Source organism: Cytobacillus sp. T106, assembly GCF_040492155.1.
Lineage (GTDB): Bacteria > Bacillota > Bacilli > Bacillales > Cytobacillaceae > Bacillus_AB > Bacillus_AB infantis.
The window spans coordinates 153776-178617 of the sequence record NZ_JBEUMK010000003.1; the positions used below are offsets into that span (position 1 = coordinate 153776).

Annotated in this window: 21 protein-coding genes; all 21 read right to left on the reverse strand. The window is 46.7% G+C overall.

Translation table 11 applies throughout. From position 1 onward, the window contains the following. Positions 1-155: 155 nt before the first annotated feature. The 21 genes from ABU165_RS08435 to ABU165_RS08535 all read right to left on the reverse strand — a co-directional run bounded on the left by ABU165_RS08435 (position 156) and on the right by ABU165_RS08535 (position 24797). Positions 156-584: a YlbF/YmcA family competence regulator gene (locus ABU165_RS08435; protein WP_009791516.1), complete on the reverse strand. Its 429-nt coding sequence runs from the start codon at positions 582-584 to the stop codon at positions 156-158. Beyond that, positions 584-2128 (reverse strand): tRNA (N6-isopentenyl adenosine(37)-C2)-methylthiotransferase MiaB, encoded by a 1545-nt coding sequence (gene miaB / locus ABU165_RS08440; protein ID WP_318060078.1) that lies wholly within the window; start codon positions 2126-2128, stop codon positions 584-586. The genes ABU165_RS08435 and miaB overlap by 1 nt, the downstream gene beginning before the upstream one ends. 800 nt (positions 2129-2928) lie before the next feature. Continuing rightward, a complete protein-coding gene (locus tag ABU165_RS08445; protein WP_318060079.1) occupies positions 2929-3795 on the reverse strand; it encodes a 2-oxoacid:ferredoxin oxidoreductase subunit beta in 867 nt (288 codons plus the stop codon). Further along, complete coding sequence (locus ABU165_RS08450) at positions 3796-5532, reverse strand: 2-oxoacid:acceptor oxidoreductase subunit alpha (RefSeq protein ID WP_094767413.1); 1737 nt, start codon at positions 5530-5532, stop codon at positions 3796-3798. It abuts the gene before it with no gap. Between the two features lie 264 nt (positions 5533-5796). Next, positions 5797-6723, reverse strand: a complete 927-nt coding sequence (locus tag ABU165_RS08455; protein ID WP_101547517.1) for a dipeptidase — start codon at positions 6721-6723, stop codon at positions 5797-5799. 232 nt (positions 6724-6955) lie between these two features. Next, positions 6956-7216 (reverse strand): stage V sporulation protein SpoVS, encoded by a 261-nt coding sequence (spoVS, locus tag ABU165_RS08460; RefSeq protein WP_009791522.1) that lies wholly within the window; start codon positions 7214-7216, stop codon positions 6956-6958. Between the two features lie 198 nt (positions 7217-7414). Beyond that, entirely contained in the window at positions 7415-8212 is a 798-nt protein-coding gene (locus ABU165_RS08465) for a TIGR00282 family metallophosphoesterase (protein WP_009791523.1), read from the reverse strand. Positions 8213-8325: 113 nt separating this feature from the next. Beyond that, positions 8326-9885 carry a ribonuclease Y gene (gene rny, locus ABU165_RS08470; RefSeq protein ID WP_022543736.1) on the reverse strand — a complete coding sequence of 520 codons (1560 nt, stop codon included), beginning with the start codon at positions 9883-9885 and terminating at the stop codon, positions 8326-8328. A gap of 327 nt (positions 9886-10212) precedes the next feature. After that, positions 10213-11259, reverse strand: a complete 1047-nt coding sequence (gene recA, locus ABU165_RS08475) for a recombinase RecA (RefSeq protein ID WP_022543735.1) — start codon at positions 11257-11259, stop codon at positions 10213-10215. Between the two features lie 745 nt (positions 11260-12004). Then, entirely contained in the window at positions 12005-13246 is a 1242-nt protein-coding gene (locus ABU165_RS08480; protein ID WP_101547516.1) for a competence/damage-inducible protein A, read from the reverse strand. Positions 13247-13293: 47 nt separating this feature from the next. Continuing rightward, positions 13294-13872 (reverse strand): CDP-diacylglycerol--glycerol-3-phosphate 3-phosphatidyltransferase, encoded by a 579-nt coding sequence (gene pgsA / locus ABU165_RS08485; RefSeq protein ID WP_009791529.1) that lies wholly within the window; start codon positions 13870-13872, stop codon positions 13294-13296. A 192-nt stretch (positions 13873-14064) separates the two neighbouring features. Then, positions 14065-14970: a helix-turn-helix domain-containing protein gene (locus ABU165_RS08490; RefSeq protein ID WP_396349974.1), complete on the reverse strand. Its 906-nt coding sequence runs from the start codon at positions 14968-14970 to the stop codon at positions 14065-14067. A gap of 20 nt (positions 14971-14990) precedes the next feature. Beyond that, on the reverse strand, positions 14991-15782 hold the full coding sequence (locus ABU165_RS08495) for a YmfK family protein (protein WP_022543732.1): 792 nt from the start codon (positions 15780-15782) through the stop codon (positions 14991-14993). 193 nt (positions 15783-15975) lie between these two features. Further along, positions 15976-16239: a DUF3243 domain-containing protein gene (locus ABU165_RS08500; RefSeq protein ID WP_094767417.1), complete on the reverse strand. Its 264-nt coding sequence runs from the start codon at positions 16237-16239 to the stop codon at positions 15976-15978. 76 nt (positions 16240-16315) lie between these two features. Continuing rightward, positions 16316-17038, reverse strand: coding sequence for an elongation factor P 5-aminopentanone reductase (gene ymfI, locus ABU165_RS08505; protein WP_129611751.1), 723 nt, complete (start codon positions 17036-17038; stop codon positions 16316-16318). Between the two features lie 60 nt (positions 17039-17098). Beyond that, complete coding sequence (gene yfmH / locus ABU165_RS08510; RefSeq protein WP_009791676.1) at positions 17099-18385, reverse strand: EF-P 5-aminopentanol modification-associated protein YfmH; 1287 nt, start codon at positions 18383-18385, stop codon at positions 17099-17101. Beyond that, a complete protein-coding gene (yfmF, locus tag ABU165_RS08515; protein WP_022543731.1) occupies positions 18386-19666 on the reverse strand; it encodes an EF-P 5-aminopentanol modification-associated protein YfmF in 1281 nt (426 codons plus the stop codon). It abuts the gene before it with no gap. 373 nt (positions 19667-20039) lie between these two features. Beyond that, the gene (locus ABU165_RS08520; RefSeq protein WP_318060082.1) at positions 20040-21107 is read right to left on the reverse strand and encodes a GGDEF domain-containing protein; all 1068 of its coding nucleotides are present in this window, start codon (positions 21105-21107) and stop codon (positions 20040-20042) included. A gap of 152 nt (positions 21108-21259) precedes the next feature. Further along, positions 21260-22219, reverse strand: coding sequence for an ABC transporter permease (locus ABU165_RS08525; protein WP_009791679.1), 960 nt, complete (start codon positions 22217-22219; stop codon positions 21260-21262). Continuing rightward, positions 22220-23269, reverse strand: a complete 1050-nt coding sequence (locus tag ABU165_RS08530; protein ID WP_094767420.1) for an ABC transporter permease — start codon at positions 23267-23269, stop codon at positions 22220-22222. Continuing rightward, positions 23262-24797 (reverse strand): ABC transporter ATP-binding protein, encoded by a 1536-nt coding sequence (locus ABU165_RS08535; protein WP_094767421.1) that lies wholly within the window; start codon positions 24795-24797, stop codon positions 23262-23264. Before ABU165_RS08535 ends, ABU165_RS08530 begins: the two co-directional genes overlap by 8 nt. Between the last annotated feature and the right edge of the window lie 45 nt (positions 24798-24842).

The window sequence follows — 24842 nt, forward strand, 5'->3', positions numbered from 1 at the left end:
GTAGGGTGCGATATACGGTATTCTATGCGGATACCCATGGTTTGGTGCCATGGAAACGGACCGGGGAGCACCGGCTTAGGGAGACTGATGCCATTCGAATGAAAATAGGCAAAAAAAAGACCCCTGCACCCAAAAGGGATGCAGGGATCTGAGCATTAATGCTGGCAGCTGTTTTTGTTTTGCAGTTCTGCTCCTGTTTCACCGCTCAGGATATTGCCTCCTGTTGAAACGAGGATTTCATCTGTGACTTTATTGCTGATGGTGTTCGCAACAAGCTGAAGAAGCTCATTCACTTCCACCTGGGATTGCTTGAATTCCTGGACAACCGGAATCTCATCAAGCTGGCGCTCAAGCTCCTCGATTTTGGCTTCGGTCTTTTTTAAAGCTTCTTCTTTGCCAAAATGCTGCAGATTGACTGCCTGCTTCTGCAGTCCTTTAATGCTGGTGATCGCAGTGCGGACCTTTTCATTGCTGTGGATCTGAGCTTCCGCTCTTTTGAAGAAGTCCACTTCTTCTGTTTCTGCTATGATTTGTGCAAGCTCCCTTGCACGTGCGATAATATCGTCTTTAGTATATTTTCCCATTATTTCACCTCAGCTGGTTGAAGCTCTTCAACCATTTCTCCATTTAATGACCATGTTTTTGCATCTGTTATTTTAACAGAAACAATCTTTCCAATCGCTGACTTTGGCCCTTTAAAGTTTACAAGCTTATTCTTTCTTGTATACCCTGCCAGAACTTCAGGATTGTTTTTGCTTTCGCCTTCAACCAGGACTTCAACAGTCTGGCCATGATATTTCTTCATCGCTTCTGCCGACATTTCATTAACGAGGGCATTCAGGCGCTGAAGGCGCTCTTTCTTGACCTCCATCGGCACATTATCCTTCATCTTGGCCGCTGGTGTGCCTTCACGCGGAGAGTAGATGAAAGTATAGGCAGACTCGTATCCGACTTCCTTATAGAGGGAAAGAGTTTCCTCAAACTGCTCATCCGTCTCATTCGGATAGCCGACAATAATATCCGTTGTAAAAGTGGCATTCGGAATGGCGGCCCTGATTTTCCTTACCAGCTCCAAATACTGTTCGCGTGTATATTTCCTTGCCATGATTTTCAGGACATCTGTTGAGCCTGACTGGACTGGAAGGTGGATATGTTCAAGAAGGTTGCCTCCTTTGGCAAGCACTTCAATCAAATGATCATCAAAATCACGCGGATGGCTTGTAGTGAAGCGGATTCTCGGAATATCAATCTTTCTGATTTCATCCATCAGATCGCCAAGGCCGTACTGGAGGTCTGTAAAGTCCTTCCCGTACGCATTGACATTCTGGCCAAGAAGGGTGATTTCCTGATACCCCTGGGCGGCAAGCTGGCGCACCTCCTGGATGATTTCTTCAGGACGGCGGCTCCGCTCCTTGCCCCTTGTGTAAGGAACAATGCAGTAGGTGCAGAATTTATCGCAGCCGTACATGATGTTGACCCAGGCCTTGATATTGCCTTTGCGGACTTTAGGAAGATTTTCAATGACATCTCCCTCTTTGGACCATACTTCAACGACCATCTCTTTAGACATATAAGCTTCCTGCAGAATGTTCGGAAGTCTGTGGATATTATGCGTGCCAAAGATCATATCCACCTGGTCATATGTCTTGAGGATTTTATTCACGACAGATTCTTCCTGGGACATGCAGCCGCATACGCCGAGCAGCAGGTCAGGGCGTTCTTTCTTCAGGTGCTTCAAATGGCCGAGCTCGCCGAATACTTTGTTTTCCGCATTTTCACGGATTGCACAAGTGTTCAGGAGAATGACATTTGCATCCTCGACAGTCTCAGTCGGCTCATAGCCGAGACTGAGGAAGATGCCGGCCATGACTTCGGTATCATGCTCGTTCATCTGGCAGCCGAATGTTCTGATATAGAATTTGCGGTTATTCCCCATGCCTTGGAATTCAGCCGGAATATTGAAATCTTTATGATAGCGGACCTCTTCTTTCCCGCGTTTTTTTGCATCTTTCAAGGAAGGAGGCGCATATACGGTTTCAAAGTATCGGCTGTAGTCCTTTTCGGATTTTTTGTCCGAAGGATTGGCAGCAGCCGCCAGCTGGCCTTCCATCCGCTGTTTTTCGTTCATAGAAAGTACCCCTTTCTTCTGTCTATCCAAACGCTAATCGCTGTTTTCATTTCTATCATGTAAGCGCAGTTAAAATGTTGTACACATTATAATAGTATAAGGGTTTAAAACGCTGAAAACAATAGAAATCCTGTAAGGATACTGACTCTATTGGTACTTTGGCAGCTGGGGATGATGGTGGATAAAAAGGCATGGGCTTTGCAGGCAAGTAGTTCACTTTCCGTGGAGAATCACTGAAAATGGCAAATGAGACCGCTTTGAGTACATACTTGCTCTTAGCAGATACAGCAGATGGAAAGCTGAAGAATAGTAACCGTGATAGAAAAATAAGGGGAGATTTTACTGCTAATCGCAGATTAGAGCGGGTTTTTGAGTAAAATAAGGGGAGTTTTTCCCTCTATTAAAAGAAAAGCCCTCTATTTTCATACTTCCAAGTCCAATAAGAGGAATCTCTCCCTCTATTTAAGGGGTTTTCAGTGCTATTTTTCATATTAGGGGAATTTCTCCCTCTATTTTTCTCCATCAGCAGGGAACCTGGTTTTACTAAAAATAACTCGGCAGTTCAATTATCCAGCGATGGGGCATAAGAACTACCTATTCAAAATAGCCCGGGATATCCCAGGCTATTTTGGTTTATTAATTTCCATGCTATTTCCATTACAAAACGTGTGTGGTTCAGGCTGTTGGCTCCATATTATCTGAACTATTTTCTTTGCAGGGCCCCTGCCTTTCACATGAAGTCTGTTGTTTTCCGTTCCAGGAGCTTCGCTTTCCGCGGGGCGGCCCAGCGTTTTTTCAACTCACATAAATTCTGCAGTCAGTTTGCCGAAATGCTCTTCATCGAGCTTCAGGTCTGCATGGGAAAGCGGTGTTTCGGAATAGCCAGGGAGCATTTCCTGATAGGATTTGCGCTCTGTATCCTGGTAGATCAAGCCTGTCACAAGTCCGTCATGCTTCATCAGCGTCTGCATGGCCATGGAGCGGTCTGAAGAGTCATAGCCTTCCACATCGGCGAGCTTTGTCAGGTTTTCTTTGAACCAGTCGTACGTATTCACTTTATTATAAGTCACGCAGGGGCTGAAAACGTTGATGAGCGAGAAGCCTTTATGCTTGATGCCTGCTTCGATCAGCGCTGTCAGGTCCTTCAGGTCAGTTGAAAAGCTTTGGGCCACAAACGTTGCCCCCGCTGTCAGCGCCATTTCCATCGGTGAAATGGCTTGCTCGACAGAGCCGTGCGGCGTGGACTTTGTTTTGAATCCGGCAGCAGACCTTGGTGAAGTCTGCCCTTTTGTCAGTCCGTAAATCTGATTGTCCATTACAATATAGGTAATATCGACATTACGGCGGATGGAATGGACGGTATGCCCCATCCCGATCGCAAAGCCGTCACCGTCACCGCCGGAAGCGATGACGGTCAGATCGCGGTTTGCCATTTTAAGGCCTTGGGCAATCGGGAGTGCGCGCCCGTGGATGCCGTGGAATCCATATGAGTTGATATAGCCGGAAATCCTGCCGGAACATCCAATGCCTGAGACGACTGCAAGGCTGTCCGGCTCGAGCCCTACATTGGCAGCTGCCCGCTGGATGGCGGCCTGGACAGAGAAGTCTCCGCATCCAGGGCACCAGTTTGGCTTGACGTTATTGCGAAAATCTTTAAATGTGGCCATTTAGAACAGCTCCTTGCAAGTGGTATGGATTTCATTAGGCAGGAACGGATTCCCGTCATATTTCAAAATTTTATTGATTTTTTGATGCTGGCCGACATTCATTTTGATGATGTTTGCCAGCTGGCCTGTTGCATTGTTTTCAATCACAGCCACCTTTTTGGCAGACTCCATCAGAGGTCTGAGCTCTTCTGCCGGGAACGGGTGAATCAGGCGGATGTGAGCATGATTCACCTTCAGGCCATCCTTTTCAAGGCGGCCCATAGCCTCTTCTATCGCTCCCCTTGTGGAGTTGAAGCCGACAATCAGGAGGTCTGCTTCCTCATGCGGCGCATTTTTATGGATCGGATTGCTGAATTTGATATTTTCGACTTTCCGGAAACGCTTGTTCATCTGATCTCTGCGGTTTGCTGCGGATTCAGAAGGCTTTCCAGTTTCGTCATGTTCTACGCCGGTTACGTGGTGGATGCCGTTCTTCATGCCTGGCACCACGCGCGGGGATACCCCGTCTTCTGTCACTTCATAGCGCTTGAAATAACCTTTGTTTTCGATTTCAGGCAGCTCTTCATCCACTAGCTTGCCCCTGCGGATTTCAACTTTGCTGAAGTCCAGCGGTTCGACTGTCTGTTTGCCGAGAGACAGCTGCAGGTCAGAAAGCATGATGACAGGGCACTGGTATTCTTCTGCCAGATTGAAAGCTTCTGCTGCATCATAGAAAGCTTCCTGGACCGTGCTTGGCGCAAACACGATCTTAGGGATTTCCCCGTGGGTTCCATAGATCATCGCCATCAGGTCAGACTGCTCCTGCTTTGTAGGCAGTCCTGTAGAAGGTCCTCCGCGCTGTGTGTCTACAATCACAAGCGGCGTTTCGGTAATGCCGGAAAGACCGATCGCTTCCATCTTCAATGAAAGCCCGGGCCCTGCTGAAGCAGTCATTGCACGGACACCGCCATAGTTGGCGCCGATCGCCATGGTAACAGCCGCAATTTCATCTTCTGTCTGGATAACGCTCCCGCCAAGCGGTGGAAGCTTCTTGATCAGGTACTCCATGATCTCGGATGCAGGAGTAATCGGATAGGCCGCCATGAAGCGGCAGCCGCCGGCAAGAGCACCAAGTGCGATGGCGTCATTCCCGATCATGAACATGCGCTTTTTCCCATCAGCTTTTTCAAGCTCCACAAGTTCTGCGCCTTCGCCAGCCAGTTCCTTCATCCGGTCAAATCCGGCTTTGATGGCTTCCATATTTTTATCGACAACCTGCTGCCCTTTTCTGCCGAAAATTTCCTGGACAACTTCCTCAAAAACTTTGATATCCAGGTTAAGAATGGCACAGGTCGCGCCGACAGCGACCATATTTTTCATCAAAGAAGTCCCCAGCTCAGTGGCAAGCTCTGTAAAAGGTACAGCAAACAGCGATGCATTCGTATCCTCTGGCTTTTTCGGATCAAATTTCGCATCGGCAATGATAACGCCTTTATCATGAAGCTCTTTATAGTTCACATCAATCGTTTCCTGGTCAAAAGCTACTAAAATATCAAGATCATCGGAAATGGAGCGGATCTGGGACGTGCTGACCCGGATCTTATTATTCGTATGCCCTCCTTTGATCCTCGAAGAAAAATGCCGGTACCCATATAAATAATAGCCGAGGCGGTTAAGAGCTATAGAGAAGATTTCCCCTGTACTCTCAATTCCTTCCCCCTGCTGTCCGCCTACTTTCCAAGAAAGCTGCTTTAACATTCATTACACCCCTTCGGATTGTTCTATATATGTATAATTGTATGGTCTATTAATAAACCCCTGCAGCCTATCAAACGATGGAAAACAGCTTCAAAAAAGGTGCAAAAGGGTACTAAACGATTTCAATTCTAGACCGAACCCCCGAAAAAAGCAACCCTTTCCAAAGAATAAATCCCTTGGAGGAATGGCTTGCACAGTCCTGTCCTGAGCCCCTGAGCGAAAGGTTTTTTTAAAGGAAGTCCTTCATCCGCCAATCTCGTTTCTTCAGGCAGGAGGCAGCCTTTTTTCCATATTGCGAAAAAGGAATTTTTCTACTTGTATCTCAGAATAATGTTTTTGAAGTTCGTTTACTAGGTTCCCATAATATTGGAAAGAAGACAGCCCTTTTACTGTATCATCAATGCCGTCAAAATCTGATCCAAAACCGGTATGGTCTTCTCCTCCCAGGGAACAGAGATGTTCTACATGCTTAAGGATGTCAGAAATCGCGGATTCTTTGGTTCCTGTCAAAAATTCCGGAACAAATGTCAGTCCGATGACGCTGTCCCGCTCAATCAGCGCCTTCAGCTGATTGTCGTTCAAATTCCTTGGCACAGGGCAGAGGGCATGGCAGTTGGAATGGGAGGCAAAAGGTAATTCTGCCAGCTCCATCACATCCCAGAACCCTTTCTCAGAGAGGTGGGATACATCGCATAAGCACTGCTTTTCATTCAGGATCCCGACCGCTTTTTTTCCAAATGAAGATAGTCCTGCCCCCCTTTCCTCAAGGGCGCCGTCTGCTGCATAATTGCTGTAATTCCAGGTGAGCCCGACAGAAGATACGCCAAGCCTTATCAGGGTTTTCAGCTTAAGAAGGTCATCTCCGATGCAGTCGCACCCTTCAAGAGTCAGGACTGCGCCGATTTCGTCCTCCTTCAGCTGGTATGCCTGACCTCTATCCCTGATGTGCTTCATCTTCGGGAACGGCTTCAGCACCCTATCGTAAAAAAGCTCAATCATATACAGCGCAGCATGAAACTTCATGTTCGGATGGACCGATTCCGGGACATAGACGGCAAAGCATTGAACCTTGGAGCCTGCTTTTACAAGCTTCTCGTAATCAATATGCAGCCGGCTGCTGCTCCTGAAATCAATTGAAGGATCAATAAACATTTTATAAAGGACGTCGCAGTGAGAATCAAAAATGTTCATGTTTTCCTCCCCTTTCAATATATCTGGATAGCAACTATATTCGATGGATGCTATTTCAATTCCTTTATTCAGACTGCACTGATCATAAAATAAAAATGGAGCAGCACATGCATGAATGGAAAAAGCCTGTTTGCTCTTTTTAAGCAAACAGGCAAAAATGATGTACTGCCGGCTATTTATTGCCCAAAGCAAAGGGCCGCTATATTTTGTATGCCTCTACTTTTCCCTTTTGTTATCTTGGCTCAACAATCAGCTTGATCGCTGTCCGCTCTTCACCGTCAATCTTAATATCGGTGAAAGCAGGAATGCAGATCAAATCCACTCCGCTAGGCGCTACGAATCCTCGGGCGATCGCTACTGCTTTAACCGCTTGGTTCAATGCACCCGCACCAATTGCCTGGATCTCTGCGCCGCCTCTTTCACGCAGAACACCAGCAAGCGCACCAGCTACAGAATTAGGATTAGACTTTGCTGAAACTTTTAATATTTCCATTCCTAGCTCCTCCTTGTTTATCCCCTCCTGCATGCCCTCGGGATTAATGCCCGGGCACATCAGGTATATCATTCCATTGCTACTATATTCAGAGGATAAAAAACATATTCCAGCTTGGACAAAATATTGGAAAATTCCGTACTTTACGGGTTCACATAAACAAAAAGAGACTGCCCATGGAAAGGCAGCCCCTGTTATTCAGCTGAAAAAAGGATGATCTTCGTTGATCAGAATTCTTTCTATTTTCCTGGCAAGCCCTGTTTTCCGGTCCAGTTCGACCGATACAGCGCTAAGCTGGTCTCTGCCTTCCTTCGGCACCTCAAAACGGACAGGAAGGTTTGTCATGAACCTTTTCAATACGGCTTCCTTCTCAACGCCCAGGATTCCGTCATAAGGGCCGGTCATGCCTACATCAGTTATGAAGGCAGTCCCGTCTGGAAGGATCCGGTTATCTGCCGTCTGGACATGTGTGTGCGTACCAACGACAGCAGATGCCTTTCCATCAAGATACCAGCCCATGGCCTGCTTTTCGCTTGTCGCTTCCGCATGAAAATCGACAAAGATGAAGGGAGTGCGCTGCCGGGCTTCCTCGATGAGCTCATCCGCTTTTTTAAACGGACAGTCGGACGGCTGCAAAAAGGTCCTGCCCTGAAGGTTAATAACAGCCACTTCATCATTGTTCACCTTTAAATAGACAATGCCTTTGCCAGGGTTATTATCCGGGAAGTTCGCAGGCCTGATCAGATATTTCGCACTCTCAATAAACTCAAAAATCTCTCTGTTATCCCATGTATGATTGCCAAGGGTCACCGCCTGCGCGCCTGCTTCCAAAAACCCCCGGTAAATCTTTTCAGTAATTCCTTTTCCGCCTGCAGCATTTTCACCATTAATAATGGTCACCTGTGGACGGTACTTATCTTTCAGTTTGGGCAGATATTCTTTTACCATATCACGCCCGGGAGAACCAACTACATCTCCAACAAACAAAATATTCATTCAGCAAACCCTTTCTAACTTCAATTTCTTCACTTTTATCATTGTAACACAAAAAGGAGGATTCCCATTCGTATTGTAATGCCAAAAAAATAAAGCAGCGCCGAAGCACTGCTTTATTTTGCGTATTCAACGGCTCTCGTTTCACGGATGACCGTAACCTTGATATGTCCTGGATAATCAAGCTCTTCTTCAATCTTTTTACGTATATCCCTTGCGAGCCTGTGTGACTCAAGGTCATCAATCTGATCAGGCTTAACCATGATCCTGATTTCCCTTCCGGCCTGGATGGCAAATGATTTCTCGACCCCATCATAGGATTCGGAAATCTCCTCCAGTTTTTCCAGACGGCGGATATAATTTTCAAGCGTTTCCCTTCTCGCTCCAGGCCTTGCTGCTGATAAAGCATCTGCTGCAGCAACAAGTACAGCGATAATGGATGTAGGCTCAGTATCGCCATGGTGGGAAGCAATGCTGTTGATGACAACCGGATGCTCCTTGTACTTAGTCGCAAGTTCAACACCGATTTCAACATGGCTTCCTTCTACTTCATGGTCGATTGCTTTACCGATATCATGAAGCAGGCCGGCGCGGCGGGCAAGCGTTTCATCTTCGCCAAGCTCAGCAGCCAGCAGCCCTGAAAGCTGGGCAACTTCCATTGAGTGTTTCAGCACATTCTGTCCGTAGCTGGTACGGAACTTCAGGCGGCCGAGAATTTTGATAAGGTCCGGGTGAAGTCCGTGTACGCCGACCTCAAAGGTCGTCTGCTCACCGATTTCACGGATATGCTCGTCCACTTCGCGGCGCGCTTTATCCACCATTTCCTCAATCCTCGCCGGGTGAATGCGTCCATCCTGAACTAATTTTTCGAGAGCAAGCCTTGCTGTCTCACGGCGGATTGGATCAAACCCGGATAAAATGACTGCTTCCGGAGTATCATCGATGATAAGATCAATTCCGGTAAGCGTTTCGAGTGTACGTATATTCCGTCCTTCACGGCCGATGATACGTCCCTTCATTTCATCGTTAGGCAGATTGACCACTGATACGGTCGTTTCTGCAACATGGTCTGCGGCGCAGCGCTGAATGGCCAATGACAATACTTCCTTCGCCTTCTTGTCTGCCTCTTCCTTCGCGCGGTTTTCCGTTTCCTTCACCATTATGGCAATATCGTGAGCAACTTCCTGCTCGACCCGATCTAAAATGATGGATTTTGCCTCTTCACGAGTTAAGCCTGAGATGCGTTCCAGCTCAGATTGCTGTGCTCGTACCATCTCGTCCACTTTGCTTTCCATCTCTTCAATATGCTGTTGTTTTTTGTTAAGAGAATCGTCTCTTTTCTCCAGGATTGATTCACGCTTATCAAGCGATTCATCTTTCCGGTCAAGATTCTCCTCTTTTTGCAGTAAACGATTTTCTTGTTTTTGCAGCTCATTTCTTCGATCACGAACTTCTTGTTCAGCTTCAGTCCGAAGCTTGTGAATTTCATCTTTTGCTTCCAGCAGGGCTTCCTTCTTTGAAGCATCAGCTTCACGCCTTGCATCCTCAAGGATTTGCTCAGCAGCGTTCTTAGCTCCTGCAATTTTTGCTTCGGCAATCGATTTGCGAATAAAATAGCCAACAACTGCACCGACGACTAGGGCAAGCAAAATGGAGATGACTAATAAAATATCCATCATTTCACCTCCTCTTGCTATGAACTTTTTTGTGTTACGTTTCTAAAGTGTCGGCATGTACATTGTTTAGGATCAACATACAGCACTAAGGCTTTAAACGTTTTCAAATACTCATAAAAATGTAAAATATACAATATAATTGTAAAGCTGTGGATTTTTATTGTCAAGGGTTTGTCCTTGCGGCCTTTTTTAATATTTCGGACAAGTCTGGCAACTGCGCCGGATGTATCCCCCATTTGACGTATTCCATGCCAAATGAGCTGCCCTTTGTTTCATTCTAACCTCCATAAAAGCAAAAGGCAAAGCCTGTGGCTTTGCCTCAAGTGATCAGTCAATCAGTTCGAAATGCTCCTGATCCTGATCCTGGTTTTCATCTAATAACTTCTCCTCATCAAGACCATAGTGGTCGCGGATCTGCTTTTGGATAGTCAGCCTTAAATCAGGGTTCTCCTTAAGGAACTGTTTCGCATTCTCACGCCCTTGGCCCAGTCTCTCTTCATTGTATGAATACCATGAGCCGCTCTTCTGGACAATATCCAGTTCAGAGCCCATATCAATGATTTCGCCTTCTTTTGAGATGCCTTCCCCGTACATGATGTCAACTTCTGCGACACGGAATGGAGGAGCAACCTTGTTTTTGACGACCTTGATTTTTGTCTTGTTTCCGACCATTTCATTGCCCTGCTTTAACGTTTCAGCACGGCGCACTTCCAGACGTACGGAAGAGTAGAACTTAAGAGCACGGCCGCCTGGAGTGGTTTCAGGATTTCCGAACATGACTCCGACTTTTTCACGGATCTGGTTGATAAAGATGGCGAGCGTCCTTGATTTATTGATCGCACCAGATAATTTACGAAGGGCCTGGGACATAAGGCGGGCCTGGAGACCGACATGGGAGTCACCCATTTCTCCTTCAATCTCTGCTTTCGGTACAAGTGCCGCTACTGAGTCGATGACAAGGATATCAATGGCACCGCTTCGCACAAGGGCTTCAGCAATTTCTAGCGCCTGTTCCCCGGTATCAGGCTGGGAAAGCAGCAATTCATCAATGTTTACGCCCAGCTTTTGGGCATATACAGGATCAAGGGCATGCTCAGCATCGATAAAGGCAGCTTGTCCGCCGTTTGCCTGCACCTCAGCAATCGCATGAAGGGCAACAGTCGTTTTACCTGAGCTTTCCGGACCATAGATTTCGACTATGCGCCCCTTAGGGTAGCCTCCGACACCAAGCGCAACATCCAGCGCCAGGGAGCCGCTCGGAGAAGTTGAAATTTTGCGGTCTGTCTGCTCTCCAAGCTTCATGATCGAACCTTTACCAAATTGTTTTTCTATTTGCTTTAAAGCCATATCTAATGCAGCTTGACGTTCACTCACTAGTGATTTCCTCCTTTATATATAAAGAAAAATATGCATTGCATATTACAAAATCTATCTCAAAGAACCTATCTTTACTATATACTTTTTCCGCTTGTTTGTCGAGCAAAAAGTCGAACATTCATTCGTTTTTTTTGAGAGGGATATTGATGGGTAAATACCCCGATTCCCTCATGAGAAAACTCTTTTCAGCCGCCTCCTTTCATACTGAAACGGCAAAACGGAAAGCTTTCTGAATATTGAAAGGGAAGTTACGGAGTTTCGCAGTTTGCCAAATTGCCAGATCAGTTATCTGACTAGCGGGGAGATCGTAAAGGAATGGTTTTAATAACAGGCAGACTTATCCTTTATTTGAATGGCCGGCAAGCCATAAAATAAACGGAGTTTCTCAAGTTTACTGCTGAATATGGCCTGGCTGGGTGTAAATAAGCGGAAAATCTCCGGTTAAGCAGATTGAAGTTGGCCATTTTCCTGTTTTTTGAGATGATAGCCGGACATTCTCCGTCTCTTTGAGCTGTTTTAGAGTGTTTGGGGAAATTTCTCCGCTTTTTTTCAACCTGTCACGGATTCCCTCATAAAGATCCGGGATGGTCCTCCGCTCTTTTATGGATGGGAGAGAAGAAAAAACTTGCTCTTAAACTGCTTTTCTTAATGTTGCTTTAATTGAATATGAACAAGACCGTCCAAAGTAGATCTTTATGCCAGAAAAATAGAAAACAGGCCATAGTCCAACGGCCCGTTTCCTTTATATCTCTTCCAGCTCTTTCATTAAGAAATGGCAGCCGTACTTCACGGATCGTGATCGGTTGGCTGCACGCGATCCGCCGAGGTTCAGCTTCTCCACATGTACCGGCCTGCCTTTGATGGCTATCCCGATGTAGACCGTGCCGACAGGTTTGCCTTCAAGCTCATCCGGTCCGGCAACCCCGGTAAAGCTGATCCCAATGTCGGCGCCTGTCAGGGAAGCTGCATTTTCAGCCAGTTCTGCGGCACAGGCTTTGCTGACAACGCCATCTTTTTCAATGGTTTCCTTTTTTACCTTCAGGACTTTTTCCTTCACTTCGTTCGTATAGCAGACAACTCCGCCCTTAAGAAGGCTTCCCGCTCCAGGTATGGAAGTGAATTCCTGCTGGAACATCCCGCCTGTCAGACTTTCCGCACAGCCGATCGTCAGCCCTTTTTCCTTCAGACGCTTTGTCAGCTCATTCATTAAGGAGGTTTCATCATACCCATAGAAGAATTCACCTGTCCTGCTGAGTATCTTCTCTTCTGCCTCTTCTATCAGCCGCAGTGCCGCGTCAAGGCTTTGATGCTTGGCTGTCAGCCTCAGGGTCACTTCCCCGTCTGCAGCGAGGGGCGCTATCGTTGGATTGGACTGGCTGTCAATCAGGTCCTCGATTTCTGTCTCAAGCATAGCTTCCCCGATCCCGAAGAACCGGAGCACCCTGGAGAGGATTTTGTCCTGAGAATCCATCCTGGCAAGCAGTGCGGGGTGGCCGTATGCGAGGAACATCGGCTCCATTTCCTTTGGAGGGCCGGGAAGGAGCATATACGTTTTAGTACCTTTTGTATATACCATTCCAGGTGCCATGCCATGGTCATTCGGAAGCACTTCAGAGCCTTTAAGTACAATCGCCTGCTTCCGGTTGTTCTCTGTCATCACCCGGCCGGTCCTTTCGAAATAAAGCTCGATTTGGCGGAGCGCCTCTTCATTGTGGACAAGCTCGGCGCCCAGATGCTCTGCAATGGCCTCTTTTGTCAGATCATCCTTGGTCGGGCCGAGGCCCCCTGTGAAGATGACCAAGTCAGAGCGCTCCTCGGCTATCCCGATCGCCGCTTTGAGCCTGGAAGGATTGTCTCCAACAACCGTATGGTAAAACACATTGATGCCGATATCCGCCAGCTGCCTGGAGAGGAATCTGGCGTTTGTATTGTTGATTTGTCCTAGCAAAAGCTCTGAACCCACCGCAATGATTTCTGCATTCATTTCCTTTGTCCCCTCCTGTTGACGCCTCATCTTACATCACTTGCCTATTACTTGGAATTGATGAAAGCTGCTCTATTTTTATAAAAATAATCCCAGCCTGACCAGATTGTAAAGATCATCGCCACCCAAAGCGCAATGTCATCGAATGGCACAGAAATCAATTCAAAGATGATGTTATGCAGCAAGAGTGCCGAAATGGCGACGATCTGCGCCCATGTTTTCACCTTGCCAAGCATATTGGCTGCCACAACTTCCCCTTCGCCTGCAAGGACAAGCCTTAGGCCTGTAACCGCGAACTCACGGCTGATAATCACAATGACAATCCAGGAAGCTGCCAGTTCAAGGTCGACCAGGACGATCAAGGCTGCTGATACAAGCAGCTTATCTGCGAGCGGATCAAGGAACTTTCCGAGATTGGTGACCATGTTCAGCTTCCTTGCGTAATAGCCATCAACCCAGTCTGTCGCAGAAGCAATGATGAAAATCAAGGCCCCGACAAGATGCGTGACAGGCATTTCAGCCCCTAAAAAGGCTGCCTCCCCCCATGAGAAGGGAACAAGCATCACAATTAAAAAAAGCGGAATCAAGAAGATCCTTGATACGGTAATTTTATTAGGCAAATTCATTATGTACCTCCAAAAAGCTATGTAGTTTCGGCAGACTTGCGCTAAAGGCGGAGAAAACATCCATGCCCCCAGAAAAGTCTTACTCTATAGTTTTACAGCAAAAAAATAAATATAGCAATTTTTTCACTTTTTTATCGGGCTGAACCTTCTTTCTTTGGCCGCCGGGAGAAAAAATAGCCATCACACGGATGGCTATTCTGTCGTTTTTGTGTAGCGGATGGTAATATCCTGCTTTACACTCTGGGAAGAAGGAATAGCATATTCCAGCTTCTGGTCATTGATATACAATTCAGTCTGGGAGGTGTTTCCTACTACGAGTACAGCCTCAGGCTCTTTCGACAAATCAATTGTCTGGCTTTCGGCAGAACCTTTTAAAAGCATTCCCTCGAAGAAAGAATAGCCTTTGCCATTCTTGATGCTCACCCAGGTTTCGCCCGTGCTGACCACTTTCAGCACGAATTGATCAGCATTTTTCACTTCATATATGGTATCATTGCCAGCTGACTCGACGACAGCGACTTCCTGTGCAGGCGGTTCCGGCTTTTCTTCTTCAGCCGGCTCTTCTTCCTCAGCAGCACCGCCGCCTTCTTCCTGGCCTTCCTCTTCCTTAGGCTCTTCTTTTGCAAGATCATCCGACTGGCCATACTCAACACCCTGCGTATTGCCATTATCGGCCGGCTCACCCTCATCTTTCCCGTTGTTTGCCATAACGATGAAATAATAGAGAAGCGCAATAACGCCGACAACAAAGACGCCAATCAGTATTTTCGGGAGCAGGTCCGCCAGCTTGGAGCTGCTGCCTGAAATATTTTTCCTGGTCTGAACCCTTGATAGCTTTTCCGGTATGTCATCACTTGCAGCGGTGACAGGGATGTCATTCTTATACTGCTCAAAAAGTTCTTCCGGGTCTATGCCGACAGCCTCGGCATATTGCTTGATGAATGCCCGGACATAGAATTTGCCCGGCATCATGCTGTAGTTTCCTTCTTCAATGCCTACGAGATAGCGCTTCTGAATCTTTGTCGCTGTCTGAAGATCATCAAGGCTCATGCCTCTTTCGATCCTCGCCTCTTTTAAATGATTGCCTAGTTCTGTCAATACAAACACCTTCCACCTTACTAAAAATCAAATCCTCCAAAATCAGTCCCGGAGAACATATCATTATTCTCAACCACATCATACTTGATCTCTTCATTGTGATCATGGCGCAGTTCAATAATATAATCAAAATCCTCCATCGAATATTCTGTATTCTGCACAAAAATATCCGGATGCTCAACGACCTTGACTGCCGGAAGGCGCATGATCTCCCTCACCAGCTGCCAATGCCTTTCATTTGCCCTTCTGGTTGAAACGATCCCATCAATGATAAACAGATTATTTTCGTTGTATTCATCCTGAATCAGCTGATTCCGGATCGTCTGCTTAAGCAATGTTGAGGACATAAACAGCCATCTCTTGTTGGCGCAGACACTTGATGCCACGATCGATTCTGTTTTGCCGACGCGGGGCATGCCCCTGATGCCAATCAGCTTATGTCCTTCCTGCTTGAACAGCTCTGCCAGGAAATCGACGAGCAGCCCCAGCTCATCCCGGACGAAACGGAACGTTTTCTTATCGTCTGCGTCCCTCTGTATGTATCGGCCATGGCGCACCGCCAGCCTGTCCCTCAGCTTCGGTTCCCTGAGCTTTATTACCTTTATTGTGTCCATTGTATGTAAAATAGACTCTAGTCTTTGGATTTGTTCATGATCTTTTGCAAGGATCAGCAATCCCCTTCGCCCTTCATCCACTCCATTGATGGTGACGATATTAATGGAAAGCATTCCAAGGAGCGAAGAAATGTCACCAAGCAGCCCAGGCCGGTTTTTTTGAATTTCATATTCCAGGTACCATTCCGTTTTTTCCATAGGTAAACCTCCCAGATCGTGCCAAATCCGACATTTTCCTGCATAATTTTGTCTAGCTTCTATAATAAATGATTTTCCCTGAAGATGAAAGAAAAAACCAATGTCTTTCGAATCATTCCTCATTTTTTTCATTGACTGCAAAGAAAAAAAGAGAGGGTTGGCCTCTCTTTGGAATGAATCTGTATGGAAAGTTCTATTGCTGCTGTGTTCCGTCGTTCTGAACAAGCTTGACCATCATATTGGCAATGGCATGCTGCTCTTCCTGGCTTGCCACTGACCATAGATCAGCCAACACCTTTTCCTGATCATTTTGCGGATCAACCTGTTTTGCAAGATAGTCGCCAATCTGATAAGCAAGGTCATTGACTACATCTTTGTTCATGCCTTCATTCTGGGCATGGTGAAGACGGTCTCCCAAGAAATCCTTCCAATGATTCCAGTTATCCAATACAGACATTGTTCGTACCTCCTTGTAGTATAGTACAAAGTTATTTTGCTTACAGGAGGGGCAAAATATGCATCTGTCTGTAATTTTACGTGTACCAGCCGCCATTGATTCCCAGAACCTGGCCAGTGATATAGGAAGACCCTTCAGAAAGCAGGAAAGCTGCCGCATTCGCAACCTCTTCTGGTGCTGCCATCCGCCCCATCGGTATTTCTTCCTCTATCTCCATTATTTCCGATTCACTGAATAATTCCATCATCGGTGTTTTTACAGCACCAGGGGCTATCGCATTCACTCTCACCCCATTTAGGGCGACCTCCTTGCTCAAGGCTTTCACAAACGCGATCTGCGCACCTTTTGCTGCTGAATAGGCTGTTTCACAGGCGGCACCTGCCTGGCCCCAGATGGACGAAACCATGATTATGCTGCCCTGGCGCTTTTGGATCAATTTGGGCAGCAGCTCCCTGGTAAGCGCATAAGGAGACAGCACATGCACCCGCATCAGCTGTTCGAGAATCTGGTCGTCTGTATCTTCCAGTAATCCATAAAAGCCTGCCCCGGAATTATGGATAATCGCATCCAGGGAAAAGATGCTGCCGGCGATTTTCTTATAGCCGAGAGGATCTGCCAGATCACCCTGGACCGGGATATATTCCCCTTCGAATTGTGCAAGCTCTCCCAGCAGCTTCTCTATGGCCTCTATGTTCCTGTTATAATGCAGGTAAAGCGAGTGCCCCTCTTCAGCAAGCTTGAGGGCAATTGCCCTTCCTATGCCTCCGCTCGCACCGGTCACCAACGTAAATTTCTTCATTTTCTGTTCCGCTCCCTTTTCCACAATGACAGAAAGCGCCGGAAACCGGCGCTTTCCTTTTTATTTGGGAACAACCTGGCAGACAGTAAATCTGTCCTCGGACAGAAAAACATTTGCTGTCTCTTTCAGCTGTTCTAAACTGATTTTCTCGATTTCAGGCACCACTTCGAACAGGTCCATTTCATTGAAAGCATAACGGGTGAACTGGTTGGCGATATATTCGGGCGAATTGACGGAACGGAGGAATGCTCCGATTTTTTTCTTTTTCGTTCTGTCCAGCGCTTCCTGGCTGAATACATCGCCAGTCTTTGCTTCAAGCAGCATGCTCCTCAATGTGCCGGCAAGCTGATCCGGATCGCTTGTGTCCCCTCCAAGCATCGCAAAGCCGAATCCCTGCTCTTGTGTATAATCATACGAGAAGGTTTCATCAATAAGCCCTTCCCTGTACAGCGTTTCGTAATTTTTGGAGCTTTTGCCGAACAGGATATCCAGCATAACATTCAGCGTCAGCTCATTCTTCAGCATTTCAGCGCCTTCCTGCTTCACATTAAGCGCTTTGACGCCCAATAAGCATTTAGAGCTTTGCACATTCATCTTCAGAACCTGCTTCTTCTCCGCAACACCGGTCATTTCCTGCTCAAACCTGCGTTCGATTGCCGGCTGGTCACTATATTCCTTTTTCTCCTGGTTGCTCCTGATCTGCCCCATAATCGCTTCAGGATCAACCGGACCGGTAACAAACAGCAGCATATTGCTCGGGTGGTAGAAGGTGTTATAGCATTCATACAATAGATCCTTGGTAATATGGGAAATTGATTCCACTGTTCCGGCAATATCAATTTTTACAGGATGATTCTGATACATATTCTGGATGAGGCCGAAATAAAGGCGCCAGTCCGGATTGTCATCATACATAGTGATTTCCTGCCCGATGATGCCTTTCTCCTTTTCTACGGTCTTTTCCGTAAAATAAGGATCCTGGACAAAGTCAATCAGTGTCTCCAGGTTCCGTTCAACGTCTGAGGTGCTGGAAAACAGATATGCTGTCCTTGTGAAAGAGGTAAAAGCATTGGCAGAAGCGCCCTGTTTGCTGAACTGCTGGAAAACGTCGCCGTCCTCTTTTTCAAACAATTTATGCTCAAGGAAGTGGGCGATGCCATCAGGAACCTTCACAAACTCCTCCTGTCCAAGCGGGACAAAGTGATTGTCCACTGAGCCGTATTTGGTTGTAAAGGTGGCATAAGTTTTGTTAAAGCCCTGCTTTGGCAGTATATAGACATCAAGGCCATTGGCCATTTTTTCGTAATATAATTTTTCTTTCAATTGGTCAAAAACGATCGTTTCCATTTATTCGCCCGCCTCCGTTCCTGTTAAGAAATATACGGTATCCATGCTGATTTTTTTTGCTGCGGCGACAATATCTTCTTTCGTGGCTTTGTCCATCTCATCCATCCACAGGTCAAGGGAAATTTCCTGGCCGGCAACTACGTTATGATAAAGGATCTCTGTCATCCCCCTGGCAGTGTCGATCGTTTCAAGCAGCTGATTCTTGATCACTGCCTTTGTCTGTGCCATTTCTTCTTCCGTAAAGTCGCCGTTTACCATGGCTTCCATCTGGTCTTTTATAATGCCGACTGCCTGGTCATAGTTTTTATTATCGATGCCGGACATGACCATCATCAATCCTTTATGGCTTTCAAGCCTGCTGGCGACGTAATAGGCAAGGCTTGCTTTTTCCCTGACATTGATAAACAGCTTCGAATGTGAAAAGCCGCCGAAAATGCCGTTGAAAACCTGGAGGGCGTAGTAATCTTTATCTCCATAGAGGATATTGGTCCGGTAGCCTATGTTGAGCTTCCCTTGTTTTACATCCTGGATTTCTTTGACTTCATTTACATCCCCAGCTTCAGCGGAAGAACCGCGTGGAAGCTGCTTAGGCTCTCTCGGAGAGAACTTGAGATACTCCCCTGCCATCGCTTCAACTTCGCCAGGATCAACGTCACCGATCACATAAAAATCGAGCTGATCTTCTGCAAATGCCCGTTCATAATATTGGTAAAGCTTTTCAGGGGTGATGCTGTCGACTTCGTCCATTTCTCCGTTTACATGGAGGGCATAAGGCTCCCCCTTGCACATTTCTTCAACAAGCCTGAAATTGGAATATCTCATTTTATCATCAAACACAGATTGAATCCGCTGCTTTTGCGTCCTTTTTTCCTGTCTGACTGTTTCCTCATTGAATTTCCCATCCTGCGCATTTGGCTTCAGCAGGATTTCAGCAAGGAATTCAAAAGCCTTCCTTAACAGTGGTGCCGGATCCGAAAGAAATTTCTCATTGGCGATATCCATTGAAAAAGTAACAACATGGTACTCGCCCTTTTTTGCCAAATCCACATACAGACTGGCGCCGTATAAATCATCAAGATGCGAGCGGAGAAGCCCTGTGGCTGGAAATCTGCTTGAACTGCTCTGCAGGACATAAGGGAAAAGTGCTCTTAGAGTCGCATCTTCTTTTTGAAGAGGAGCTTTCATTTTCCAAATCAGTGTATTGGTTTTGAATTTGCCGGTCTTGACTATATGGAGGTCATACCCTTCCATCTTTTTTACGATTTCATCCATAACGGCCATATACATCCTCCTAAATTCCTGCTTTTCCAAAAGATAAGATAGTATATTTTTTTCTAATTTGATTACTGTCTAGCTCCAGCGCCTACCCCCTCGAGGTCACAAGCCAATCCTCCCAAAAAGGCAAAGAACGCCTTTCCGGGAGGATCGTCTTGTGCTTGTCGGGGGTGAGCAAGGCGCTTGCGCTTTTCTTATCTTATGTAGACGCTGCTCAGGTTATTTTTTAATCTTCTCCATAAAAATAAAACATATTCTAACTATAACGTTTCCTAAATTGAGATAGCAAATGATTGATGCGCAGGGAGGGTATGCCAAAGAGGGTATTTTTGTGATAAACAAAGCAGCCCCTTTTATGGAGACTGCTCTTTGATTATACTTATCCGCTATTGGCACTCATGATTTTTTTTGATGGCAGCGTATTCTTCATGATAAGGCCGCTGCTGAAAATGGCCCTGCTTTTCCCGCTGGTTTTGGCCTGGTAAAGCAGGGCATCGGCTTCTTCAAGTGCAAGCTTTGTATTTCCGCTGCTTAAGAAACTGGCGCCAAAGCTCATTGTGAGAGGCTGTTTCCCTCCGGCCATAACCTCCTGAGCCACACTGTCCAGAAGGCCCGTCAGGATGTTAATGACCTTTTCCTCGCGGTTCCCAGGGATAAGGAAGGCAAATTCTTCTCCTCCATAGCGGTAAATTCTGCAGCCGTTCAGCTTTTCAGCCCTCATGAAAGTGCGGCCCAGCTTTTTCAGCACTTCATCGCCTTCAAGATGGCCGTAATAGTCGTTGATACCTTTGAAATTATCTACATCAGCTAAAAGGATGAAGCAGGGTTCCGCTGTTTTTTCTATAAGGTTCAGGTGCTCATGGAATGCTCTTCTATTGGCAAGCCCGGTTAGGAAATCTGTGTACACCATTCTTTTTAATTTTTCGATCTGAGACTTTTGCCTCGTTTCCCTGACAGCGGCACCACCGGCCAGAATTCCGGTTATCCAGAGGCTCCCCAATGGAAGAAGAAGGTGTTCTGCATCTTGCCCTAAATCTGTCCCGGCCAGAATAGAAGCTGAAAAGAACAATGCTGAAAACAGTGCACCTTTAGTGCGCATCCTGATGGCTGCAGTCACGGTAAGCAGGATGGCCAGCGGATAAAAGACGGCAGCCCCGTCTCCAGAAATCATAAACAGGACAGCTGCAGCAATATGGTCGCAGCCAGTCCATACAGCCGCAAGGCGCCTGCTTGCTTTTCCGTTTTTCATAAAGCTTGTACATATATGGGCAGCTGAAATATAGATGAAGGAAAATACGGCAAGGACTGCCGGAAGCGCTGTCTTCTCTGCCTGAAATGGAGCAGCTGGTGAATGGCTTATGAAGAGGACCAGAAGGAGAAAGAACCATCTGCTATAGGAAACAATCTTATCTGTATGATAATCATAGAATAACAAGGATTTTGGCATATGACGGCCCCGATCAGAAATGATAGAATATTAACTATTTAATTTTAAGGCAGGTTTTTCCAAGAGTCAATCTATTCAGTTAATTTTTTCCTTAAATGGCAATCTATCAAAACAATTGAAAAACCCGGCCTGCATGACCGGGATCAGTATGATTATCTTTTTCCTTTTATATATGGAGTACCGAGTGCCTTCGGTGCATCTGCGCGGCCGATGAAGCCTGTCAATGCCAGGATGGTCAGGACATAAGGCGCAATCAGCAGATAAACATTCGGAATGTTCTCAAGCAGCGGCAGGCTGGAGCCTACAATGCTCAAGCTCTGGGCAAAGCCGAAGAACAAAGCAGCGCCCATTGCTCCAAGCGGATGCCATTTACCGAAGATCAGTGCTGCCAAAGCCATAAAGCCCTGCCCGCTGATGGTAGCGTGCCCGAAGTCAGAAGAAATCGACTGTGCATAAACTCCGCCGCCGACACCTGCAAGCGCACCTGAGATGACTACGCCGATATAACGCATTCTTGTTACATTGATGCCCATCGTATCAGCAGCCATCGGATGTTCACCGACTGATCTCAGACGGAGGCCGAATGGCGTTTTGAACATCACATACCATGCAATGAAAGCGATGATGATAGCAACAAAGGATGTATAATAGGTATTGGAGAAAAGGATTTCCCCTATGATTGGTATATCGCTTAATAATGGTATATCGACCTTGCTGAAGCCCACCTGGATGATATCTGTCTGGCCTTTATCATAGATGAACTTGACAAGGAATAATGCAAGGCCGATTGCCAGCAGGTTGATGGCTACCCCGGAAACAGTCTGATCAGCCCGGAATGTGATGGAGGCTACCGCATGGATGAGGGCGAACAGTCCGCCGACAACCAGCGCTGCGACCAAAGCGAGCCATGGAGTTGCTTTTCCCAGTGAATCAACAAATGTCAGGTTAAATACGATTGCAGTGAACGCTCCTATAACCATTAATCCTTCGAGTCCGATGTTGACAACACCGGAGCGCTCAGAGAAATTTCCGCCCAATGCAGTGAAAATAAGCGGTGCAGCCCATAATAGCGTGGAAGGAACAATGATCAGCAAAATATCCATAAAGCCCACTTATTTCACCCCCTTCTTGCCAAACTTATCAATGACGATGCGAATCATGTAGCTGGCTGCTACAAAGAATACAATCAGCGCGATGATGATATCTACCAGTTCATTCGGCACTCCGGCCTCAAGAGGCATATTCAGTGCCCCTACCTTAAGGCCGCCGAACAGGATAGCGGCAAACACGATTCCGATCGGACCGTTTGCCCCTAGGAGCGCAACTGCGATTCCATCAAAACCGACGCCGGTGAACCCGCCTTTGATTGCTGCATAGCCAAAGGTGCCCAGACCTTCCATTGCACCGGCAAGCCCTGCAAAAGCACCTGAAATGACCATTGATAAAATAATATTAGAGCTTACATTCATTCCGGCATACTGGGATGCATGCTGGTTAAAGCCTACTGCCTTCAGTTCATATCCTTTGGAAGTCTTCTCCAGCAGGAACCACATGATGAACACACAAACGAGTGCAATCAAAATTCCCCAGTGAAGCCTTGAATAGTCAGTGATGCTTTCAAAGAATGGTGATCTCAGAGAAGCTGACTCTGCGATATTTTCAGTTCTGTCCGCATTGTCAGTCAATACTGAACGAACAATATAGTTTGTTACATGCAAGGCAATATAGTTCATCATGATGGTCACGATAACTTCGTGAACCTTGAACTTAGCCTTCAGCAAGCCAGGGATGAATGCCCAAAGTGCACCTGCTGCCGCTGCTGCCAGTACAGCAAGCGGAAGATGAATGAACTTAGGGAGATCATCGAAGGCAAGCCCGACCCAGACAGCCGCAAGCCATCCGACAATCAGCTGCCCTTCGACACCTATATTGAACAGCCCTGTCCTGAATGCAAACGCTACAGCCAAACCGGCCAATATATATGGCGTTACCTGGCGGACGACCTCACCAGTGTAATACACTTCGCCAAATGCTCCGTTCCACAATGCTGTATAACCGGCAACCGCATCATAGCCTGTCGCAATCATGATGATGGTGCCGACAATAACTCCCAGCAGAACCGCTATTAAAGGAATCATTATATTTTTCAAACGACTAGACATTAGACTTTTCACCCGCTTCCTTTCTTTTCGACCCTGCCATCAGCAGCCCCAGTTCCTGCTCTGTCGTTTCAGCCGGATCTACGACCGCTACAATCTCACCTTCATAAATAACGGCAATCCGGTCGCTGACATTCATGATTTCATCCAGCTCGAAAGAAAGAAGCAGAACGGCTTTGCCGTTATCACGCTGCTCAATCAGGCGCTTATGGATGAATTCAATGGCCCCTACATCAAGGCCCCTTGTCGGCTGGGCAGCGATGAGCAAATCAGGGTCGCGGTCAATTTCACGGCCGATGATCGCTTTTTGCTGGTTTCCGCCTGACAATGCCCTTGCCTCTGTATACTCAGTCGGCGTTCTGACATCATATTCTTTTATCAGCTTGCGGGCCTTATCGTAAATCTCTTTAAAGTTTAATACACCATACCTGGAGAAAGGCTTTTTGTAGTATGTCTGCAGCACGATATTATCGCCAATCGGAAAATCCAGCACCAGTCCGTGCTTATGCCTGTCCTGAGGAATATGGCCGATCCCGCTTTCAGTGATTTTCCTTGGAGAAAGATTTCTGATATTTTTTCCGTTCAGGCTGATGGTGCCGTCCTCTGCTTTTCTCAGTCCGGTGATCGCTTCGATCAGCTCTGTTTGTCCATTGCCGTCAACACCGGCAATTCCGACAATTTCGCCTGCTTTTATCTTTAAATTGAGATTGTTTACAACAGGGACGCCCCTCGAATCTTTAACCGTAAGCCCATTGATTTCAAATGCAACCTCTTTTGGATCTGCAGCCTTCTTATCTGTCTTGAACGTGACTTCACGTCCGACCATCAGGCTTGCCAGCGCATTCGGGTCTGTCTCGCTTACGTTGACTGTTCCGATGCCGACACCTTTGCGGATGACTGTAACCCTGTCGCAGACCTCCATGATCTCTTTCAGCTTGTGCGTGATCAGGATAATCGATTTGCCTTCCTTGATCAATGTCCGGAAAATCTGGATCAGCTCGCCGATTTCCTGCGGAGTCAGAACAGCGGTCGGCTCATCAAAAATCAGGATTTCAGCTCCCCTGTATAACGTCTTCAGGATTTCAACACGCTGCTGCATCCCTACAGAAATATCGGATATCTTTGCCTGGGGATCTACGGATAAGCCGTAGCGCTCAGAGATTTCCCTTACTTCCTGTTCAGCTTTTTTAATATCGATTCTCCCGGCGGTTGTTGTTTCTTTTCCGAGAATGATATTTTCAGTGACAGTAAACGTGTCGACCAGCATGAAGTGCTGATGGACCATGCCGATGCCAAGGTCATTGGCTATGTTCGGGTTAGTGATGCTGACCGGCTTTCCGTTGACGCGGATTTCACCTTTTTCAGGCTGATACAGGCCAAACAGCACGTTCATCAGCGTTGATTTTCCTGCCCCGTTCTCACCTAAGAGAGCGTGGATCTCACCCTTCTTCAATTGAAGAGTAATATTGTCGTTTGCGACGATGCCCGGAAATTCTTTGCGGATATTGAGCATTTCAATAACGTATTCCATTCTTCCACTCCTCGCACAAATTAATAGAAAATATAGTAGTAAGAG

Excerpts from the sequence above, each read along its gene's own strand:
- ABU165_RS08435 (WP_009791516.1), bottom strand. The coding sequence starts at position 584 with ATGGGAAAATATACTAAAGACGATATTATCGCACGTGCAAGGGAGCTT.
- miaB (WP_318060078.1), bottom strand. The coding sequence starts at position 2,128 with ATGAACGAAAAACAGCGGATGGAAGGCCAGCTGGCGGCTGCTGCCAAT.
- ABU165_RS08445 (WP_318060079.1), bottom strand. The coding sequence starts at position 3,795 with ATGGCCACATTTAAAGATTTTCGCAATAACGTCAAGCCAAACTGGTGC.
- ABU165_RS08450 (WP_094767413.1), bottom strand. The coding sequence starts at position 5,532 with ATGTTAAAGCAGCTTTCTTGGAAAGTAGGCGGACAGCAGGGGGAAGGA.
- ABU165_RS08455 (WP_101547517.1), bottom strand. The coding sequence starts at position 6,723 with ATGAACATTTTTGATTCTCACTGCGACGTCCTTTATAAAATGTTTATT.
- spoVS (WP_009791522.1), bottom strand. The coding sequence starts at position 7,216 with ATGGAAATATTAAAAGTTTCAGCAAAGTCTAATCCTAATTCTGTAGCT.
- ABU165_RS08465 (WP_009791523.1), bottom strand. The coding sequence starts at position 8,212 with ATGAATATTTTGTTTGTTGGAGATGTAGTTGGTTCTCCCGGGCGTGAT.
- rny (WP_022543736.1), bottom strand. The coding sequence starts at position 9,885 with ATGGATATTTTATTAGTCATCTCCATTTTGCTTGCCCTAGTCGTCGGT.
- ABU165_RS08480 (WP_101547516.1), bottom strand. The coding sequence starts at position 13,246 with ATGAATGCAGAAATCATTGCGGTGGGTTCAGAGCTTTTGCTAGGACAA.
- pgsA (WP_009791529.1), bottom strand. The coding sequence starts at position 13,872 with ATGAATTTGCCTAATAAAATTACCGTATCAAGGATCTTCTTGATTCCG.
- ABU165_RS08495 (WP_022543732.1), bottom strand. The coding sequence starts at position 15,782 with ATGGAAAAAACGGAATGGTACCTGGAATATGAAATTCAAAAAAACCGG.
- ABU165_RS08500 (WP_094767417.1), bottom strand. The coding sequence starts at position 16,239 with ATGTCTGTATTGGATAACTGGAATCATTGGAAGGATTTCTTGGGAGAC.
- ymfI (WP_129611751.1), bottom strand. The coding sequence starts at position 17,038 with ATGAAGAAATTTACGTTGGTGACCGGTGCGAGCGGAGGCATAGGAAGG.
- yfmH (WP_009791676.1), bottom strand. The coding sequence starts at position 18,385 with ATGGAAACGATCGTTTTTGACCAATTGAAAGAAAAATTATATTACGAA.
- yfmF (WP_022543731.1), bottom strand. The coding sequence starts at position 19,666 with ATGGCCGTTATGGATGAAATCGTAAAAAAGATGGAAGGGTATGACCTC.
- ABU165_RS08520 (WP_318060082.1), bottom strand. The coding sequence starts at position 21,107 with ATGCCAAAATCCTTGTTATTCTATGATTATCATACAGATAAGATTGTT.
- ABU165_RS08530 (WP_094767420.1), bottom strand. The coding sequence starts at position 23,269 with ATGTCTAGTCGTTTGAAAAATATAATGATTCCTTTAATAGCGGTTCTG.
- ABU165_RS08535 (WP_094767421.1), bottom strand. The coding sequence starts at position 24,797 with ATGGAATACGTTATTGAAATGCTCAATATCCGCAAAGAATTTCCGGGC.